Annotated in this window: 15 protein-coding genes; 2 read left to right on the forward strand and 13 right to left on the reverse strand. The window is 58.9% G+C overall.

Features of this window, described 5'->3' with window-relative positions:
• Positions 1–194: 194 nt before the first annotated feature.
• The 9 genes from ACI7MX_RS21880 to ACI7MX_RS21920 all read right to left on the reverse strand — a co-directional run bounded on the left by ACI7MX_RS21880 (position 195) and on the right by ACI7MX_RS21920 (position 8,547).
• Positions 195–344, reverse strand: coding sequence for a hypothetical protein (locus ACI7MX_RS21880; protein ID WP_405591697.1), 150 nt, complete (start codon positions 342–344; stop codon positions 195–197).
• Positions 345–699: 355 nt separating this feature from the next.
• Positions 700–1,623, reverse strand: a complete 924-nt coding sequence (gene catA / locus ACI7MX_RS21885; protein ID WP_405591700.1) for a catechol 1,2-dioxygenase — start codon at positions 1,621–1,623, stop codon at positions 700–702.
• Positions 1,624–1,665: 42 nt separating this feature from the next.
• Positions 1,666–1,956, reverse strand: coding sequence for a muconolactone Delta-isomerase (gene catC, locus ACI7MX_RS21890; protein WP_314485858.1), 291 nt, complete (start codon positions 1,954–1,956; stop codon positions 1,666–1,668).
• A 33-nt stretch (positions 1,957–1,989) separates the two neighbouring features.
• Positions 1,990–3,111: a muconate cycloisomerase family protein gene (locus ACI7MX_RS21895; RefSeq protein ID WP_405591704.1), complete on the reverse strand. Its 1,122-nt coding sequence runs from the start codon at positions 3,109–3,111 to the stop codon at positions 1,990–1,992.
• Positions 3,112–3,140: 29 nt separating this feature from the next.
• Positions 3,141–3,899, reverse strand: coding sequence for a 1,6-dihydroxycyclohexa-2,4-diene-1-carboxylate dehydrogenase (locus ACI7MX_RS21900; RefSeq protein ID WP_314485854.1), 759 nt, complete (start codon positions 3,897–3,899; stop codon positions 3,141–3,143).
• A 22-nt stretch (positions 3,900–3,921) separates the two neighbouring features.
• Positions 3,922–4,935 carry a benzoate 1,2-dioxygenase electron transfer component BenC gene (gene benC / locus ACI7MX_RS21905; protein WP_314485852.1) on the reverse strand — a complete coding sequence of 338 codons (1,014 nt, stop codon included), beginning with the start codon at positions 4,933–4,935 and terminating at the stop codon, positions 3,922–3,924.
• Between the two features lie 69 nt (positions 4,936–5,004).
• Positions 5,005–5,493, reverse strand: coding sequence for a benzoate 1,2-dioxygenase small subunit (gene benB / locus ACI7MX_RS21910; RefSeq protein WP_405591709.1), 489 nt, complete (start codon positions 5,491–5,493; stop codon positions 5,005–5,007).
• Positions 5,493–6,842, reverse strand: coding sequence for a benzoate 1,2-dioxygenase large subunit (gene benA, locus ACI7MX_RS21915; protein WP_405591712.1), 1,350 nt, complete (start codon positions 6,840–6,842; stop codon positions 5,493–5,495). Before benA ends, benB begins: the two co-directional genes overlap by 1 nt.
• A 265-nt stretch (positions 6,843–7,107) precedes the next feature.
• Positions 7,108–8,547 carry an FAD/NAD(P)-binding protein gene (locus ACI7MX_RS21920; RefSeq protein WP_405591715.1) on the reverse strand — a complete coding sequence of 480 codons (1,440 nt, stop codon included), beginning with the start codon at positions 8,545–8,547 and terminating at the stop codon, positions 7,108–7,110.
• Between the two features lie 211 nt (positions 8,548–8,758).
• On the opposite strand from ACI7MX_RS21920, the gene tauA reads away from it, so the two are divergent.
• Together tauA and ACI7MX_RS21930 are read left to right on the forward strand one after the other, a co-directional pair.
• A complete protein-coding gene (gene tauA / locus ACI7MX_RS21925; protein ID WP_405591718.1) occupies positions 8,759–9,733 on the forward strand; it encodes a taurine ABC transporter substrate-binding protein in 975 nt (324 codons plus the stop codon).
• A 122-nt stretch (positions 9,734–9,855) separates the two neighbouring features.
• Entirely contained in the window at positions 9,856–10,851 is a 996-nt protein-coding gene (locus ACI7MX_RS21930; protein WP_314485843.1) for a GlxA family transcriptional regulator, read from the forward strand.
• 468 nt (positions 10,852–11,319) lie between these two features.
• Here the strand turns inward: ACI7MX_RS21930 and ACI7MX_RS21935 are convergent, their stop codons facing one another.
• From ACI7MX_RS21935 to ACI7MX_RS21950, 4 genes are all read right to left on the reverse strand, one after another.
• Positions 11,320–12,660 (reverse strand): MFS transporter, encoded by a 1,341-nt coding sequence (locus ACI7MX_RS21935; RefSeq protein ID WP_405591721.1) that lies wholly within the window; start codon positions 12,658–12,660, stop codon positions 11,320–11,322.
• 200 nt (positions 12,661–12,860) lie between these two features.
• A complete protein-coding gene (locus ACI7MX_RS21940) occupies positions 12,861–14,072 on the reverse strand; it encodes a M24 family metallopeptidase (RefSeq protein ID WP_314485837.1) in 1,212 nt (403 codons plus the stop codon).
• Positions 14,073–14,201: 129 nt separating this feature from the next.
• The gene (locus tag ACI7MX_RS21945; protein WP_233609184.1) at positions 14,202–14,858 is read right to left on the reverse strand and encodes an MgtC/SapB family protein; all 657 of its coding nucleotides are present in this window, start codon (positions 14,856–14,858) and stop codon (positions 14,202–14,204) included.
• A 141-nt stretch (positions 14,859–14,999) separates the two neighbouring features.
• Positions 15,000–17,966 (reverse strand): RHS repeat-associated core domain-containing protein, encoded by a 2,967-nt coding sequence (locus ACI7MX_RS21950; RefSeq protein WP_405591726.1) that lies wholly within the window; start codon positions 17,964–17,966, stop codon positions 15,000–15,002.
• Positions 17,967–18,061: the final 95 nt, after the last annotated feature.

The raw sequence follows: 18,061 nt of genomic DNA on the forward strand, positions 1-18,061 counted from the left end.
CCTATTTAATTTTCCTCCAGCGCAATTATAGGGCTCGAAAACGGCAGCGTCACTTGAATATCCCAAAGCCAGAAAACCAAAAAAAATAGAGGCGCTCTTGTTACTCAATAAACTCCCAAGCTAAAACTCACGCGTTCTTTAACAAAGAAGCTGTCAGCTGTTTCAGAAATAAATTTCTCATCTGAGCTACGCTTTCAGAAGATCTCCTGATCGGCATCACCCTGCCCGACGGCAGCGACGTCGCCTACCGCTACGACGCCTTCGGCCGACGCATCGCCAAAGACATCGACGGCAAAACCACCCAATTTCTCTGGCAAGGCGACAAGAAAACGACCCTCGTTCAAAGATCCACTCGTCGTAAGTTCAATAACTGCGATTCATATGGAGCTCAACCCCCCCGGCCATTGTGATCGGCCTGATGCACCGCCATGAATGGTTTTACGACGGCTGCGCCGCCGATCGCAGCCTCGCGGAGCTCGGCAGCGGCTACAGGGATTTTTGCCGCCCGTAGCAGTTGACGAGTGGCGCGAGGCTACGTTCGAGGATGCAATGAACGCTCAAGCACGATAATGAGGGAGTGCCTGGTGCATCGGGTTGACCGGTGTACGGCGGCTTTGCCGCCGATCGCAGCCTTCGTTCCTCGGCAGCGGCTACATGAGTTGTGTAATCGGCATGGTCGCGAATTTCAGTTTCTTGCGATTACACCTGCATCGCCCGCGGCCGGTCGCTTCTGTTCTCTGCCGTACTGTCCACCGCTTGTTGCAGTTGAAAGTCGAATTTCATTTCGGCATAGCGCCCTTCTATTCCTCGTGCACCGTCTACGCGGAAGATGACTTCGCCCACCAAGCCATCGCGGGTGGCGTAGGCGAAGTCGTCCCACAGGTATTTCTCGCCCGACAGGTTGATTTGGGTCGTGAGGTGACGCTGCCCCGGCGCGCTGATAAAGAAGTGTACGTGGGCCGGGCGCTGGCCGTGGCGGCCGAGTTGGTCCAGGCATTCCTGGGTCGGGCCTTGTGGGTCACAGCCATAGCCGGAGGGCACGATGCTGCGCGCACGGTATCGACCCTGCGCGTCAGTGATGATGCGGCGGCGCAGGTTGTATTCGCTCTGGCTTGGGTCAAAGAAGGAGTAAGTGCCTCGGGTGTTGGCTTGCCACAGGTCGACGGTGGCCCCTGGCAGGGGTTGGCCATGGCTGTCGAACACTTGCCCCTCTAGGAACATGACCGTTCCGACGCCGTCTTCGCTGCCGTCGTCCATGCGCGCTTCGCCTGCGCTCAGCGGTGCGCCAGCTACGTACAGCGGGCCTTCGATGGTGCGCGGGGTGCCGCCGGTCAAGCCGATCTGCTGGTCTTTGGCGTCCTGCAAGAGGTCGAGGAAGTGTTCGATGCCCAGTCCCGCCACCAGTAATCCCGCTTCTGATCTATTGCCCAGACGGTTGAGGTAGTCCACCGTTTTCCAGAACTCGTTTTCACTGATGTCGAGGTCTTCGATGATTTTAGCGGTGTCTTGCAGCACGCGCAGCACGATGGTTTTCAGGCGCGTACTGCCGCTGTCATTGGCAAAGCCGGCGGCTTCTTTGAAGAAGCTCTGGATGGCATCGGTGTGGGAAATTTTCACGGTCATGCTGTTCACCTCATCTTGTTTTTATGCAAGGAACTGTTCGTTTTACCGGTCGTCGCTGTGGACCGAGGATGGGTGACGGCACAGCCCGTTGATCTCGATGTCCATGTAGGGGAATAACGGCAGTTGCATCAGGGTGTCGTGCAGGGCTTCAACGCTGGCGACGTCGAACACGCTGTAGTTGGCGTAATGCCCGGCGATACGCCACAGGTGGCGCCAGATGCCTTCGCGTTGCAGGCGCTGGGCCAGTTCTTTTTCGTCGGCCTTGAGGGCCGCGGCTTTGGTCGGGTCCATGTCAATCGGCAGGTTGACGGTCATTTTTACGTGGAAGAGCATGCGGGTCTCCTTGAAGGTCAATGGCGAGTGGGATCAGTGGCGGCGATAGTGCGTCAGGCGTTCTTCGTCGATGCTCAGGCCAAGGCCCGGTGTGCGCGGGATGTGCAGTTCAAAATCACGGTACTGCGGCGCCTCAGTGATGATGTCGGCGGTCAACAGCAACGGGCCGAACAGCTCGGTGCCCCAGGTCAGTTGCTTAAGGGTCAGAAAGGCATGGGCCGACGCCAAAGTGCCGACCGAACCTTCAAGCATGGTGCCGCCGTACAGGGCGATGCCCGCTGCTTCGGCGATGTGTGCGGTGCGCAGTACGGCACGCGGGCCGCCGTTTTTGGCGATTTTGAGGGCAAATACACTGGCTGCGCCTTCGGTGGCCAAACTGAACGCGTCTTCAACGCTTTCGATGGATTCGTCGGCCATGATCGGCGCCGGGCTGCGTTGGTTCAGGCGCACTTGCCCCGAGCGGTTAACCCGTGAGATCGGTTGCTCAATGAGGTCGATGCCGTTGTCGCCCAAGACCTGACAGCCACGGATGGCCTGGGACTCGTCCCAATACTGGTTGACGTCAACGCGCACGCTGGCACGGTCACCCAGGGCCTTTTTGATCGCGATCACATGCTTGAGGTCTTGCTCCAGCGGGTTGGCACCAATTTTCAGTTTGAAGATACGGTGACGGCGAACGTCGAGCATCTGTTCGGCTTCGGCGATGTCGCGGGCGGTGTCACCGCTGGCCAGGGTCCAGGCCACCTCCAGGCTGTCACGCACGCGCCCGCCCAACAGTTCGCTGACCGGCAAGCCGAGACGTTTGCCTTGGGCGTCGAGCAGTGCGCTTTCTATGCCGGATTTGGCGAAGGTATTGCCCTTGGCGATTTTGTCGAGTGTCTGCATGGCCGCGTTGATGTTGTCCGCAGCCATGCCCATCAGCATCGGCGCCAGGTGCGCGTCGATGTTGGCCTTGATGCTTTCCGGGCTTTCATAGCCGTAGGCCAGCCCGCCAATGGTGGTGGCTTCACCGATGCCTTCGATGCCGTCGCTGCAGCGCAGGCGCAGAATGACCAAGGTCTGTTTTTGCATCGTGTGCATCGCCAGCTTGTGCGGGCGGATGGTGGGCAAGTCGACGATGATCGTGGTCAGGCTTTCAATCAGGGCGTGGGTCATGGCGTGTTCTCCAGTGATTTATGTACGGCTCAGCCGAGGTCGCCGCCGCCCACAGGCAGGGTCACGCCGGTGATATAGGAAGCGTCGTCGCTGGCCAGAAACAGGATCGCACCGACTTGTTCGTCCAGAGTGCCGTAGCGTTTCATCAGGCTGCTGTCCAAGGTCTGGTCGACGATTTGCTGATACCAGGTGGCTTCGTCCGTGCTTTGCTCGGCACCATTGCGCGGGATCCGTCGGGGCGGTGCTTGCGTGCCGCCCGGTGCGGTGGCGTTGACGCGAATCCCGCGCTCGGCGTTCTCGAACGCCAGGCACGCGGTCAGGGCATTCACGCCGCCCTTGGCCGCGCCGTACGGGACGCGGTTGACGCTGCGGGTAGCGATTGAAGAAACATTCACTATGGCGCCCTGGCCCTGATCGAGCATGTAGGGCAGCGCCGCGTGGCAGCACCACAGGGTCGGGAACAGCGAGCGACGCACTTCAGCTTCGATTTCTTCGACCTGATAATGCTCAAACGGTTTGGCCCAAATTGTGCCGCCGACGTTGTTGATCAGGATGTCGAGGCGGCCAAAGGTGGACACCGCCGAGGCCATGACGCGGGCGCAGTCAGCGTAAAGTTCCAGATCTGCCATCAAGGTCAGCACGCCCGGCCCTTTCAATTCATGCACCAGTGCGGAGCGGTCGACCGCGATCACTTGTGCGCCCTCGTCTAACAGGCGTTCGCAGACACGGCGGCCGATGCCTTGAGCGGCACCGGTGACCAGCGCGACTTTGTTGTCGAATCGGTTCATTACAACCTCGCTTAATCAGGGATCAGGCCGCGGCAGCCGCGAATTTCTCGTAGTAGAAGTTGGCCGGGGTGATGCCTTGCTCGCGGATGTACTGGCTGACGGCTTCAACCATCGGCGGCGGGCCGCACAGGTAGACGTCGACATCGCCCTCATTGAGGTGCTGAGGCTCGATATGCTGGGTCACATAGCCCTTGAGCGGGTGCTGGCTTTGCGGGTTGGCCACGCAGGCACTGAAGCTGAAGTTGGCGATACGTGCACTCAGGGCTTGAAGGCGGTCGAGCTCGACCAAATCAAAGTCGTTGGTCACGCCGTAGATCAGGTGCACCGGGTGTTCGCTGCCTTGCTCGGCGATTTTTTCGAGCATGGCGGTGAACGGAGCCAGGCCGGTGCCGCCCGCCAGCAGCAAGAGCGGGCGCTGTATCACACGCAAGTAGAAACTGCCCAGCGGCCCGGCGAGGGTCATGCTATCCCCTGTTTTGGCCAGCCCCGTCAGAAAGCTGCTCATCAATCCGCCCGGTACGTTGCGGATCAAGAAGCTGACTTCGCCCTCTTTTTGCAGGGTGCTGAAGGAGTAAGCGCGGGTCTGCTCGCTGCCCGGAACGTGCAGGTTGACGTACTGGCCCGGCAAGAACGCCAGGCGGCTCAGGGACTCGCCCTTGATCGACAGCGCAATGGTACTTTCAGAGAGTTGGCGCAGGTCGCTGATGGTCGCTTCGAAGCTGGCCTGCTGGGTTTTGCACAGCGCCGAGGAGGCTGGCACACGCAACACGCAATCGCTGGCCGCGCGCATCTGGCAGGTCAGGACGTAGCCCTGCTGCACTTCGTCATCGCTGAGGGCGTCTTCAATAAATTCATCGCCCAGGTCATATTGCCCGGCTTCAGCAAAGCATTTGCAGGTGCCGCAAGCGCCGTCACGGCAGTCCAGCGGGATATTGATGCCTTGGCGATAGGCCGCGTCGGCGACGGTTTCATGGCCGGTGGCTTCGATAAAACGGGTGACCCCGTCTTCAAAATTGAGTGCGATCTGAAAACTCATGATGTACCTCGCACGCACGGCCAAGCCCGCAGCGCCCGCAGGCGCCCAGCGTCACTCGCCGCGCGTTGGTCAGATGTGATAGATGTCGATGACTTGACGCACGTAGTCGTTTTTCAGCACCACTTTCTTGGCCTTGATCAGTGGCTGCGAGCCACGCATGTCGAGGGTGTAGAAGCTGGTGCCGAAGTAGCTGTCAGTGGTCTTGTAGCGAAAACTCAGGGTGTGCCAATTGAAACGCACGTGGCACAGCCCTTCGGTCTGCTCGACGATCTCGATGTTGCTTAAATTGTGCGAGGTGCGGGTGTCGGGCATGGTGGCACTGGACCGCTCGGTCTTGATGCGGAATACGCGGTCTTCAAGGCCGCCCCGGTTGCCGTACCAGATCAGCGAGATTTCGCTTTGCGGGTCTTCGGTCAGGGTGTCGTTGTCGTCCCAGGCCGGCATCCAGAAGCTGGCATCAGCGCTGTACAGTTCCAGCCATTGATCCCACTGCGCGTCATCCAGATGGCGCGCTTCGCGGTACAGAAAGTCCCGCACGATGCTGTAGGTGTCGGTCATCACACAGCCTCCACAGGGATCAAGGCAGGCTCGGCGGCAACGGCTTTGAGCATGGTCTCCTGCCAATACTTGTGTTGCAGCACAAACAGCCCTTCGTCTTCGGTGCGCACACCGGACAGCAGCGGTTTCAGGTCGATTTCTTCGGCGGCCGCATCGGCGCCGTCGATCCAGTGTTCTGCGCCGCGTGACATGTCGTTCCAGCCACGGCCAGCGCCATAACCGGTTTGGCACGAGCGGAACTCTTCAAGATCGTCCGGGGTGGCCATGCCGCTGACGTTGAAGAAGTCTTCGTATTGGCGAATACGCTGGGTCCGGGCTTCACTGCTCTCGCCTTTGGGGGCTATGCAGTAAATGGTGATTTCGGTTTTGTTCACCGAGATTGGCCGGGCGATGCGAATCTGCGAGCTGAACTGGTCCATCAGGTAAACGTTGGGGTACAGGCACAGGTTGCGCGAGTTCTCGATCATCCAGTCGGCGCGGGCCTTGCCGAAGTCACGTGCCAGTTCGTCACGGCGCTCGTAGGCCGGGCGGTCTTGCGGGTTGGCCCAGCGCGTCCAGAGCAGCAGGTGGCCATTGTCAAACGAGTAGAAGCCACCGCCACTTTTTGCCCAGCTGCCAGCGCTCATGGTTTTGATTTCTTCGCCGGCTTCGCGCAGGGTGCGCTGGTTTTGCGTGGCGGCGTAATTCCAGTGCACGGAACTGACGTGGTACCCATCGGCACCGTTTTCAGCGCTGAGTTTCCAGTTGCCTTCGTAGATGTACGAGCTGGAACCACGCAGCACTTCCAGCCCATCAGGGGATTGGTCAACGATCATGTCGATGATCTTGGCCGACTCGCCCAGGTGTTCAGCCAGCGAGCTGACGTCGGGGTTGAGGCTGGCGAACAAAAAGCCGCGATAAGACTCGAAACGCGCCACTTTGGTTAAGTCGTGGGAGCCTTCGCAGTTGAAACCTTCGGGGTAGCCGGCTTCGCTCGGGTCTTTGACCTTGAGCAGTTTGCCGCTGTTGTTAAAGGTCCAGCCGTGGAACGGGCAGGTATAGCTTGCGCGGTTGCCGGTCTTGTGGCGGCAGATCATGGCACCGCGGTGGCTACAGGCGTTGAGAAACGCGTTGAGTTCACCGGCCTTGTTGCGCGCTATAAAGATGGGCTGACGGCCCATGGTGGTGGTCAAAAAGTCATTGACGTTGGGAATTTGGCTCTCGTGTGCGAGATAGATCCAGTTACCCTCGAAAATATGGGTCATTTCGAGTTCAAAAAGACGCGGATCGGTAAACATCTCCCGCTTGCAGCGGTGGACGCCCTTCTCTTCCTCAAGCATGGCATTCAAGTAGTCGATTCCCAGGGACATGGCCAGGGCCTCCGTTGTTATTATTCAGGCAACGTCAGCGTAAGGAATGAACAGGGAAGCAACTATCCGTTTACTGCGGATCGCTATCCGATTACTGCGGGGGCTAATCAACTGCGCGAATCTCGTAGCAGCTGACGAGTAATGCGAGGCTGCGATCGGCGGCGTAGCCGTCGTATTTTGGGGCTCTCGGTGTTTCAGTTAAAACTAACCTCCCCGGTTTACGACGGCTGCGCCGCCGATCGCAGCCTTCGTTCCTCGTCAGCGGCTACGAGGATGGGGGGTTCAGCGTTAACCGCTGTGCCAGCGCTTTGGCCTGTGACGCCACATCGGTCACGGCGGTGCTTTCCCACCACTGGCCGCGTAACGGCGGGCCCATTGCAAACAATCGTTGGGCTGGCACGCCTTCGGCGTTGAGTATGGCGCCATCGTGATTCGCAGCAATCCCCAATCCCAGATTTCCGGGTTGGATCAGCCCGCGTTGTAACAAATGCTGGGGCAGCGCTTTGTCCACCCGACGCCAGTCGTACTCGATGCCGGTGGAGTTGATCAGCCCGTCGCCTTGCACCCACAGGGTTTGCGCCTGGCCGCGGGGACGCAGACGAATACGCGGCTGTGGGCCGCTGCTGTCGACGGCTTGCAAGGACGCCGCACGAATGGTCAGCCGCCCTTCCTTGAGCAGTCCCTGCAGTAGGGCATCCCCTTGAGGCGGTGAGCGGTGATGATGGCTTTCCCACCAGGGCCGCACATGGCGCACGAACTGGCGGCGCTGTGTGTCACTGGCCTGGCTCCAGAGCCTGGCGATATGCACGCGCACGGTGTCCAGCGGTGCTTGCCAATCAACGCCCTGCGCTTGCGCCAAACCACATTGGCGGCGCAATTCGCGTAGCAAGTGCAAGGGGCTGCGTAGCTGCGGGGCCAAGATCAGAAAGTCTTCCCATGCCGGAGGCTGACGGCGTACGTGAGGCAACAGACCGTGGCGCGAATACACATCGATCGGGCCGCGATGACCTGCCTGATTCAGCGATTCCAGTGCATCGACCATGGTCAGCCCGGAACCGATGATCAGCACCCTCGCATCGACCGGCAGTGCGCGCAGCGCCTCGACATTCCACGGGTCAAGGGCCGCCGCATTCAGCCCGCTGGACTGGCGCTGCGCGGTACGCGCTGCTGCAAACATGCCCGTGGCCAACACCACTGATGCCGCTCGCCATTCGCTGCCCGCCTTGAGCGTCACATTCACGCCCTGCTCATGGGTGTGCAGGTCAATCACTTCATCGCGCACATGGGTCAACGTTGACCCTGCGCTTTCACCGATAACCAGCGCCTCGCCCAGTCGTTGCTGGGCATACAGCCCAAATAAACCGCGCGGCGGAAAAAGTTCGGCCACCGGCACCGACTGTTTAGCTGACTCGGGCCAACCGCCGCCAGCAATATGCGCCTGCAGCCAGCGGGTCAGATCGTCCGCGTCATCCGGTTCGATGCTCATACGTGCGGCATTGCCGTTCAAGGTATGCCCCAGCTCAGTGGCACTGTAGGCCTCGCCGCGTCCCAACTCGGCTCTTGGCTCAACCAGAACGATGCGCCGCGCACCCGGCAGGCGCAGCAGTTGCATGGCCAACAGGGTGCCGCTCAGCCCCCCGCCAATGATCAAAATATCGGCCTCGCGGGCTACCGCTGGGGACTGTCCGGTGTGTGGCTCGCTCATGGTTGCTCACTCATTTTTGAAATTATGTCGCGCACGGCGCAGTTTCTGCGACGGAGCCTGCGATGATTTCGTCCGTGCTGTCCAGTGTCGGGCACGCTGCAGATTGCTTAAGCTAGTTCCAAAACAGTATTTCCCCTTTTATTTAAAGCACTTACATTCGTCTGCACCGGATCACCGGACTGCCTTCCTCTCTTTTAACAAGGTCCAGCCCATGTCCGTTCGCTCGTTGTTTATTGCCCTTTCAATCACCGGTTTCAGTCTCGCCGCTCAGGCGTCTGATTTGACCATCGGCTATATCACGGGCATCGACCCGACCAAACTGGCTCAAGCTGAAGGTCGATACGAAAAAGCGATAGGCGAGAAGATTGACTGGCGTCGCTTTGATTCTGGCCCTGCCGTTGTTGCAGCGCTGGCCTCAGGCGATCTGCAAATCGGTAATCTGGGCTCCAGCCCTCTCGCTGCCGCCACGTCGCGCAACGTGCCCTTGGTCACCTTTATCGTCACAGCGCAAATCAAGGGTTCGGAAGCACTGGTGGTGCGCAACGGCAGCGGCATCGACACACCTGAAGACCTGATTGGCAAAACCATTGCCACGCCATTTGTGTCGACCTCGCACTACAGTTTGCTGGGTGCCTTGAAGCATTGGAACCTCACCCCGCAACAGGTCAAGGTGGTTAACCTCAGCCCCGCGCAAATCACTGCGGCCTGGAAGCGTGGCGATATTGACGGGGCGTTTACCTGGTCTCCGGCGTTGGGCGAAATCCGCAAAACCGGCACAGTCCTCACTAACGCAGGCCAGGTCAGTGAATGGGGCGCGCCAACCTTTGAAGTCTGGGTCGCGCGCAAGGACTTTGCCGAGCAACACCCGGAGGCTCTCAAGGCCTTCACCCGGGTCAGTCTTGAGGCCATCGCCGATTACAACGCCCATCAGGCCGATTGGACCGCCGACTCGGAGCAGGTGAAAAAGATCGCCGCTCTCACGGGCGCCAATGCCGCCGACATTCCTGAGTTGCTGCAAGGGGCGCACTTTCCTTCTGCCGCCGAGCAAAAAACACCGGCACTGTTAGGCGGTGGCACCGCGAAAGATCTCGCTCAAACGGCTTTGTTTTTAAAAGAGCAAGGCAAAATAGAAAGCGTTTTGCCCGATTACTCAGGCTATGTCAGCGACCGTTATTTACCTGAATAAGCCGCCCTGGACCGGTGGCACAACAAATGCTTCTTTACGGCCCATAGCGCGGGCGCTGGCCACTCCAATCCTGCGCGAACCCGACGCTAGAGGCGTCCAGGACCGTAAAGAGGACTGTAAGGATGGCTACACCGGTTACAGCGTCAACGTACAAAGAACCCATCGTTAAAACGGTGGGCTTTCTGGTGATACCAAACTTCACCACCATCGGCTTTGCCTCGGCCATCGAAACCCTGCGTATGGCCAATATGGCGGCGCGCCGGGAGATGTTTCGTACCGTTATCATCGGCCCGGACCTCAATCCGGTCACCGCCAGTAATGGCATGCGCATCCTGCCCGATTACGCGGTGGGTGATGCACCAAAACTGGACATTTTATTGATCGTGGGTTCAAACCCGATCGTTTCACACCTCAGCAGCCGCCCTACCCTTAACTGGTTACGCAAACTCGCCCACGAACAGGTCGCACTGGGCGGTATTTGCACCGGCAGTTATTGGCTGGCCCGCGCCGGGTTGCTCAAGGGCTATCGCTGCACCATTCACTGGGAAGATATTGAAACCCTCAAAGATCACTTCCCCGGGATCATTATTTCCAACCAGTTGTTTGAACTGGACCGCGACCGTTACACCTGTTCAGGCGGGGTCGCGTCGATGGACATGACCTTGCAATTGATCGCCCGTGAACCCGGCGGCCGGGAGATTGCCGCGCATGCTGCCGAGCTGTTGCTGTGTGATCGCCCGCGCAGTGCTCAAGAGCAACAGCGCGTGCCCTTGCGCCAGAAACTGGGCACATCACAACCCAAGCTCAGTCAGGTGGTGGCCATTATGGAGGCCAACCTTGAAGAGCCGGTCAGTCTGGAAGATCTGGCGCGTTTGAACGAGGTGTCAGTGCGCCAGCTTGAGCGTCTGTTTCACAAGCACTTGCAGCGTACGCCGAGCCAGTATTACCTGGAGCTGCGTCTGGCCCGTGCCCGCAGTCTGTTGCTGCGCAGCGAGTCTCAGGTGCGGGACATCGCCCTCGCCTGCGGTTTTGTGTCGGCGGCGCATTTTTCCAAATGCTACAGCCGGTTGTTCGGGGTTTCGCCGATTGGCGAGCGTAAACAGGTGGCGTTGCACTGAGTAAGGCAGCCTGGGTATATCACTGCAATGGTTGTAGCCGCTGACGAGGAACGAAGGCTGCGAGCTTTTGATTTTGCTTTGGCGTTTGATCTTGCTTTGGCTTTTGATCTTAAGGCGCCCCATTAAGCCACGCTGGCCGAACACAGGTAGTGCGCAGTAGGTAACCCGGCAGGACGCCGGGTTAGCCGCGACACGGCCATGGATGGCCGATCGCGGCGGCCTACGGAGCAATGCCTGTGTGAGGGCATGCCGAGCCAAAGCGAGGCACCGAGTGGCAGGGGCAAGAGCGTTTGGTTACTTTGCGCTTCTCAAAGTAACGCGGCGTAAGGCCGCAACCTTGAGTGGCCGTTACCGCAGCAATGGATATACACCCAAACACCGAGTCGGATGGTTTTACGAAGGCTTCGCCGTCGATCGCAGCCTTCGTTCCTCGTCAGCGGCTACAAGAGCTACGCCCCCGGGTGAGTGTCAATCCTGTAAGGCTTTATGCGCGGTCTCGCGACTGGCCAGCATGGCGACCAATGCGACCGCTGCGGCGGCCAGTAAATACCAGGCCGGGGCCATTTTGTTGCCGGTCATATGGATCAACCAAGTGGCAATAAACGGCGCGGTGCCGCCAAAAACAGCATTGGCAACGTTAAAGCTGAAGGCAAAGCCGCTGAAACGCACGCGCGTGGGGAATATCTCGGCCAGAAAACACGGCAAGGTGCCATCGTTCATCGCCAGAATCGCGCCAAAGGCTATCTGGATCATCAAGATGACAACCAGCGACGGGTTGCCGAGCATGCCGAACAGCGGGAAGGTCAGCAGCAAAAACAGCACAGAAGCCATCACCAGCATGGTCTTGCGGCCAAAGCGGTCGGACAGTTTACCCATCAGGAAGATCAGGCCGATGTAAGTCGCCAGAGACACGGTTGAGGCGATAAACGAATCACCCTCACTCATGCCCATTTCGGTCGACAGGTAGGTGGGCATGTAGCTGAGCAACAGGTAAAAGGCCACCGCATTCAAACAGGTCACGCCAATGCCGATGGTGACAGCCCGCCGATGCACGGTGAGCAGTTCACGAACCGGGGCATGGGTGGCGCACTCCTTGGCTTCCAGACGTTTTTCCATCTCCAGGAATTTAGGGGAGTCCTGCAAGCTCATGCGAATGTATCGCCCCACCAGGCCGAAGGGCGCAGCCAGCAGAAACGGCAGGCGCCAGCCCCAGTCGTGAAGGTTTTCGCTGGTCATCACGGCGTGCATGCAGGCCACAAACAGCGCGCCAAACAGCAACCCGGCCGCCGTGCTCGCGGGCACGATACTGGTGTAAAAACCGCGTTTACCATCAGGCGCGTATTCGGCCAGAAACGCCGAAGCACCGGCGTACTCACCCGAGGCCGAAAAGCCTTGCACCATTCGGATCAACAGCAAAAGGGCCGGGGCCCATAGGCCGATCAGGTTGTAACCCGGCAGGATACCGATGCAAAAGGTCGAGACGGTCATGATCAGGATCGACCAGGACAAGGCGCTGCGTCGCCCATATTTGTCGCCAAAATGGCCCCAGATCAATCCACCCATCGGGCGCACGATAAATGACAGGGCAAACACTGCAAAGGTGGCCATCAAGCCGGTGGCGGCGTCAGTCTGCGGGAAGAAGGTCAGTGCAATCACGGTGGCCAGATAACCGTAAGCCGCGTAATCGAACCACTCGACAAAGTTACCCATAAAGCTGGCGGTGGCTGCGCGGCGCAGGGCTTTGCGTTCACTCAGGCGTTCGGTCTGCTGTTCTATCGTCAGGGGCAAGGCCAGGCTGGGAATACTCATTGAGCACCTCCACAGGGCCGAGTGGAGTATGGAGAAAAGCCAAGCAACGTCAGGACATGGGACATGACAAATACCCTCATTGTGTTCTTTTTGGCAGGGGTAAAGGGTCAAAAACGCTGCGCTGTCTGGGGGCGCATGCGTGGGTCTTGGACGGCAGAAGGCGGCAGGCGCGATCAACGCGCCTGCACCTTGAGCTGATGTTACTGCTTGATGATGTTGTGCTGCGGACCATACGGGAAGTGAGTGATGTTTTCACTCCCCTGTTCATTGACGATCAGGATGTCGTGCTCGCGATACCCGCCCGCCCCTGGCCGTCCTTCGGGGATCATGATCATCGGCTCGATGGACACCACCATCCCCGGCTCCAGCACGGTGTCGATGTCTTCACGCAGCTCCAGCCCGGCTTCGCGGCCGTAGTAATGGCTCAAGGTGCCAAATGAATGGCCGTAGCCAAAGGTGCGGTATTGCAGCAGATCGTGTTCAAGGAAGATTTCGTTGAGTTGCAAGGCAATGTCTGAACAACGCATGCCGGGTTTGATCAGTTTGAGCCCGGCCTCATGCACCTTGACGTTGACTTCCCAAAGGCGCAGGTGCTCGTCGCTGCAGTGATCCAGAAACAGGGTGCGTTCCAGTGCTGTGTAGTACCCGGCAATCATCGGGAAACAGTTGAGGCTCAGGATGTCGCCCTTGTTGACCTTGCGGGTGGTCACCGGGTTGTGGGCACCGTCAGTATTGATGCCCGACTGGAACCAGGTCCAGGTGTCCATCAGTTCCGAGTCCGGGAAGGTGCGGGCAATCTCGCGCACCATGGCTTGTGTGGCATGCAGTGCCACTTCGTACTCAGGCACCTGATCGCGCAGGGCTTCGACGATGGCTGCGCCGCCGATGTCGGCAATGCGTGCACCATGGCGAATAATCGCGTGCTCTTCGGCGGATTTGATCATGCGCATGCGCATGCACGGCGCGCCGATGTCCACCAACTCTGCCTGCGGGTAGCGGCTGGCGAGCTTGTCGCGGTTGAGCAGGTTGATGTGGTCGTATTCGATCCCGATGCGCCCGGCCTTGGGCAACGCTTGCTGGATGGCAACAAAGAAGTTGTCGCGCTGCCAGTCGGTGTAAACGATGTTATCGGTGCCCATGGTGCGACGCCAAGGTTGGCCACCGTCAATATTGGCGGTGATGGTGACGGCGCTGTCCTGAGTGACCACCAGCGCGTAATTGCGACCAAATGAGCAGTACAGGAAATCGCTGTAATAGTTGAGGTTGTGGTACGAGGTGAACACGGCGGCATCAATATCGTTCTGCGCCATGTACGCACGCAGTTTGGCCTGGCGGTTGGCGTATTCCTGGGCCGAGAACGTCGGAGTGACTTTTTCGCCGTTCTTGATCTGTATGGTTTTCGGCATCTGCATGTCATTTACCCTGGTCGATGATCGAACTTCAAAAGCCGCTGTGTGGGCGGGCCGTTGAGGATCATTCGACCAGATGCAAGGATGCCGTTTTTGTGTAAATCCGACCTGTAGTTGATCAGAACCGCTGCATCAATGCGGCGCTTGTTCCTCTCTGACGTCCGGGATGGTCAATATGCGTTTCAACAGTTCTACCGTTTCAAGGCGGCTGGTCTTTTTGAATTCAACCGTCACGGTTTCGGTACCCATGTCAGGGCCTTGCTCGACAATCACCTGCTTGAGCCGGTTTGCTTCTTCACCGAGTAAATCCGTGAGGCTCTGACGGTTCAACACGCCAATCGGCGCAACCAGTTTGATGACATGCACTTTGATCCAGTCGCGGTAGCGATGCTCAATCGGCGCGATAGCAATCAATATGATCAGTATCAACACCGTCGCCGATACCCCCAGCCCGTACAAACCGCCCCCGATGGTCATGCCGATGGCGGCCACGGCCCACAGACTTGCCGCCGTAGTCAGGCCCTTGATCACCTCACCGCGCATCATGATCGAACCCGCGCCGAGAAAACCAATACCGGTGACAATCTGCGCAGCAATCCGTGACGGGTCAAGCCGTGTACCCGCCTGGGTCAATGCCTGTTCAAATCCAAAGGCCGAAACAATCATGAACAGGCACGCACCGGTCGCGACCAGCATGTGCGTACGCAAGCCAGCGGTCCAAAACAAGTGCTCACGTTGCAGACCAATCATGCTGCCCAGTACGGCCGCCAGCAGTAGACGCGCCAACATTTCCCACTCTGAAATCATTTTTATCCCTCGACGTAGACGGCCTGCACATGCAGGCGGTGCCGATAGCATAGTCAAGGTTGCGCAGAATGAAGCGCAGGCGCAGCAAGCTTGACTCACTGACTGCGCACTGCAGGTGGCGGGTCAGCTGTTCACTGTCCGCCAGCGCTTGAACAAGCTACCAAACCCGCTTCTGGCGGTTTGTAACAGCGCCCCGCGGATTTCTGTGAAAGCGGACACCACGCCTTTGGCGGCACCGACCCACGCCCTTGCCCTGCCACTTTGCGTTTCAACAGGCTGACCCGTTACCCACTGGGCAACCGCCTCGATGCCGACCCCTGCCCAATAGGTCCAGGTCTGATTAAACATCCGGCTCAGCCCCCCGTGAACCGTATCCATTGCCCCTGGCACCTGCAATGTACTGACGTGGCGGTCAAAACGCGCCGTCGCATGCCCCGCACGAATGGCGGTCCCTGCCGCCGCATCATAGGCCTCGATCAACGGCCCTACATTAGGGACAAGTGGCCCCGGCACATAGTGCCCAAACACCGCATTAGGCACAGTGGCCAAGCTATAGGCGCCTGCAGCCGCCAAGGTTCGCGGGATTCTGGCGGACACTGGGGTCTGCCCCCATGACACACTCTCGCCGAGCCCCCTCACAAGCTGCTGCACGACTTCCCGGGTAAAGGCCCGTACGTGCCCGGCCAGTCTGATTCGAGCCACCGGATCCCACACGTCTTCAGTGCCGGCACCTTCACTGGCACCGCGTACTTCAAAACCCCGGTTCGCCGCTGTGGCAGCAAAAAAGCCAATAAAAGGACTCCAACGCGTGACGTGGCCAAACAGACCGGTGCCCATGTGCATCACAGCCAGTGCATCCAAAGCCGCCACAGTACTGCGCAAAGCGGTGTTCAAGCCCGCGGAGGGTTGACGGCCTTCAAACAGGGCGATGTCTACACCTGCCCCTACGGCATTGCTGATAAAGGTAGCAAGGGCATCACGAATTGCAGCCGCACTCGACGCCTGCACCCTCGGCGTGACCCGATTGGAAACGTCTGTGACCACGCTGTGCAAAATCCCCAGCCGACCCGACCGAGTCACGCTGTCAGTGCTCTGCAATCCTTGGCCCTCAACCCTGCTGATCGGGTTTGCCCGAGTCATGGCATACAGGTTGAGACCGTCTATATCATCTGCCGGGTCAGCGCTGATCCAGCGGGCCAGCCAGGGTGCGTAATAACGGTAGCCAAAATAGTAAAGGCCGCTGGCATCGCGCTCTTTGCCCGAATAACGGACGAATTTGTAGCTGGCTTCGAGCGCGTTTTTGGCCGCCCACCAAGCCGTCCCCCCATAGGGGTAGTAGCTTTCTTGACTCAGTAACCGGGCTTTTTGATCCAGCTCCAGTGTGCTGCTGCCCAAATGGTCCGAGAGACTGAAGCGCACCTGCTCGTTGTCGAGGCCCTCTGGCCGACCTTGTTCCCATTGCAAAAGAGTCGCGCTGTTGAGATCACCCTCTACCTTAAGCAGGTTCAACGCTTCACCCGTCGCACTGTTGCGCCGAATTTCCAGACCCGGCAAGTAATACACCTCGCGAAGACGGGGCTTGCGTAGACCCTGGACACTCGTGATTTTCAGCGCGCGAGCCCCACTGCTGTCATACACATAGATTTCGTTGTCATCCGCGCCGTTTTCGCGCGTCACCTGAGTGACGCGTTGCAACTGGTTGCGCAGGTTCCAGGTCAGCGACTGACCGGGTTCCAGCATTTGCAGATTACCGTTTGGGTCGAACCCGCTGCCTAACCCGGGATGGGCGATCTGGCCCGCATTGCGCTCAAGACTGTGATTGCTCTGAGCTGATACGTTGATGTGTCGCGTATAGCCTGAGCCACGGCTCGGCATATGTTGCAAACGGATCAAGTTACCGCCTGCATCGTAGGCATAGGACTGGCGATATTGACGGGGGCGCTGGTCGTTAACCGCACCGAAGCTGACAAGGCCGGTCGGGCGCGCACCGCTGCCATTGGTGGCGTTTTCTCGCCCGCTGGCTTCAATCAACTGATACAGGGTGTCGTAGGTAAAGGTGCTCAGCGCTTGCACGCGTGTGTTATCTGACCACTGCACCGGTTGCGCCACATCATCAATGCTCAGCACATTACCGGCGTGGTCATAGCCATAAGAAAGGTCTTGCAAGGCCTCATCGGGTTTACCGCTACGATAGCTCTTGAGTCGCAGCAGGCGCTCATCCTTGGGGTCATAGGTCAGTGCAGTGAGCACCCCATTGCCAGCCCGCTCCGTTTTAATGTTGCCGCTTGCGTTGTAGGTTCGGTGCTGCAACACCGTGTGCTGCGTGCCGTTATTGAGCAACACCCTCCGTGATGTCAGCAAACCGTCCACGGCATAGCGCGAACGTTGCCGGTTGTGTTTGGCGTCTGTCTGTTCCAGCAACTGGCCCAACGCATCGTAGCGCCATTGACTGCGCCACACCGCGGGTTCAAGGGCCAGGTCACATTGATCAGGCGGCAAAGGCCAGTCAGGAGAGGCGGAGACTTCATGGACAAATCGACGCGATTCACTCGTCACACGCCCCTGCAAGTCAAAGTCCTCTGACCACAGAGTGCCTGCTGGATCATCGTGACGCAGCAATCGGGCGCAACGGTTGTGCCTTGCATGTTCGGGGCTGTTGTCGGCATAGCTCAGACGCTCGACGCACCGAGCCGTGTCGTCACCGGCGGCCTGTTCAAACAGCGCACTTACACGCAGGAGCGAATCGTACTGGTAAGTGTGCCGGGTACCGCGGGCATCCCAGCTGTGGCGCAACTCGGCACCTGCGCCGGAGAAGACGATGCGCACGCCCCTGTCCACACTGTCGGTATGCAGCAATCGGCCCGACAACGAGTAGCGGTTACGTTGATTGGCGGCGCTGGCCCGCAGAGCCGTGAGACGAGGGTCCCACTGCTCACTTAGCAAACCCGTGGCAGTGTAAACCTGACGGTGGATGCGGGCCTGTGGCTCATCGACAGCTGTGCGGCGGTGATAGGCCACCGCGCGAATGGTTAATCCGCGCGGGTCGTAAGCCGTGAGAGACGGGGTGTGGCGATGCAAGGATTGAGGCATAAGTCAGCTTTCCTGAGCTGCACAATGATTAAAAAGTGTAGTGATCAGGAAACCGACTTTTGACGCTTGTCGGGACACGTTTTGTATCCAGATAA

It is taken from the genome of Pseudomonas sp. 2024-210, from assembly GCF_045062345.1.
In the GTDB taxonomy this organism is placed as follows: domain Bacteria; phylum Pseudomonadota; class Gammaproteobacteria; order Pseudomonadales; family Pseudomonadaceae; genus Aquipseudomonas.

What these genes read in the sequence shown, in the direction of transcription:
- ACI7MX_RS21935 (WP_405591721.1), bottom strand. Translation starts at nt 12,660, where the DNA reads ATGAGTATTCCCAGCCTGGCCTTGCCCCTGACGATAGAACAGCAGACC.
- benB (WP_405591709.1), bottom strand. Translation starts at nt 5,493, where the DNA reads ATGACCGACACCTACAGCATCGTGCGGGACTTTCTGTACCGCGAAGCG.
- benA (WP_405591712.1), bottom strand. Translation starts at nt 6,842, where the DNA reads ATGTCCCTGGGAATCGACTACTTGAATGCCATGCTTGAGGAAGAGAAG.
- ACI7MX_RS21895 (WP_405591704.1), bottom strand. Translation starts at nt 3,111, where the DNA reads ATGACCCACGCCCTGATTGAAAGCCTGACCACGATCATCGTCGACTTG.
- ACI7MX_RS21920 (WP_405591715.1), bottom strand. Translation starts at nt 8,547, where the DNA reads ATGAGCGAGCCACACACCGGACAGTCCCCAGCGGTAGCCCGCGAGGCC.
- ACI7MX_RS21950 (WP_405591726.1), bottom strand. Translation starts at nt 17,966, where the DNA reads ATGCCTCAATCCTTGCATCGCCACACCCCGTCTCTCACGGCTTACGAC.
- ACI7MX_RS21900 (WP_314485854.1), bottom strand. Translation starts at nt 3,899, where the DNA reads ATGAACCGATTCGACAACAAAGTCGCGCTGGTCACCGGTGCCGCTCAA.
- ACI7MX_RS21945 (WP_233609184.1), bottom strand. Translation starts at nt 14,858, where the DNA reads ATGTTGGCGCGTCTACTGCTGGCGGCCGTACTGGGCAGCATGATTGGT.
- tauA (WP_405591718.1), top strand. Translation starts at nt 8,759, where the DNA reads ATGTCCGTTCGCTCGTTGTTTATTGCCCTTTCAATCACCGGTTTCAGT.
- ACI7MX_RS21930 (WP_314485843.1), top strand. Translation starts at nt 9,856, where the DNA reads ATGGCTACACCGGTTACAGCGTCAACGTACAAAGAACCCATCGTTAAA.
- benC (WP_314485852.1), bottom strand. Translation starts at nt 4,935, where the DNA reads ATGAGTTTTCAGATCGCACTCAATTTTGAAGACGGGGTCACCCGTTTT.
- ACI7MX_RS21940 (WP_314485837.1), bottom strand. Translation starts at nt 14,072, where the DNA reads ATGCAGATGCCGAAAACCATACAGATCAAGAACGGCGAAAAAGTCACT.
- catC (WP_314485858.1), bottom strand. Translation starts at nt 1,956, where the DNA reads ATGCTCTTCCACGTAAAAATGACCGTCAACCTGCCGATTGACATGGAC.
- catA (WP_405591700.1), bottom strand. Translation starts at nt 1,623, where the DNA reads ATGACCGTGAAAATTTCCCACACCGATGCCATCCAGAGCTTCTTCAAA.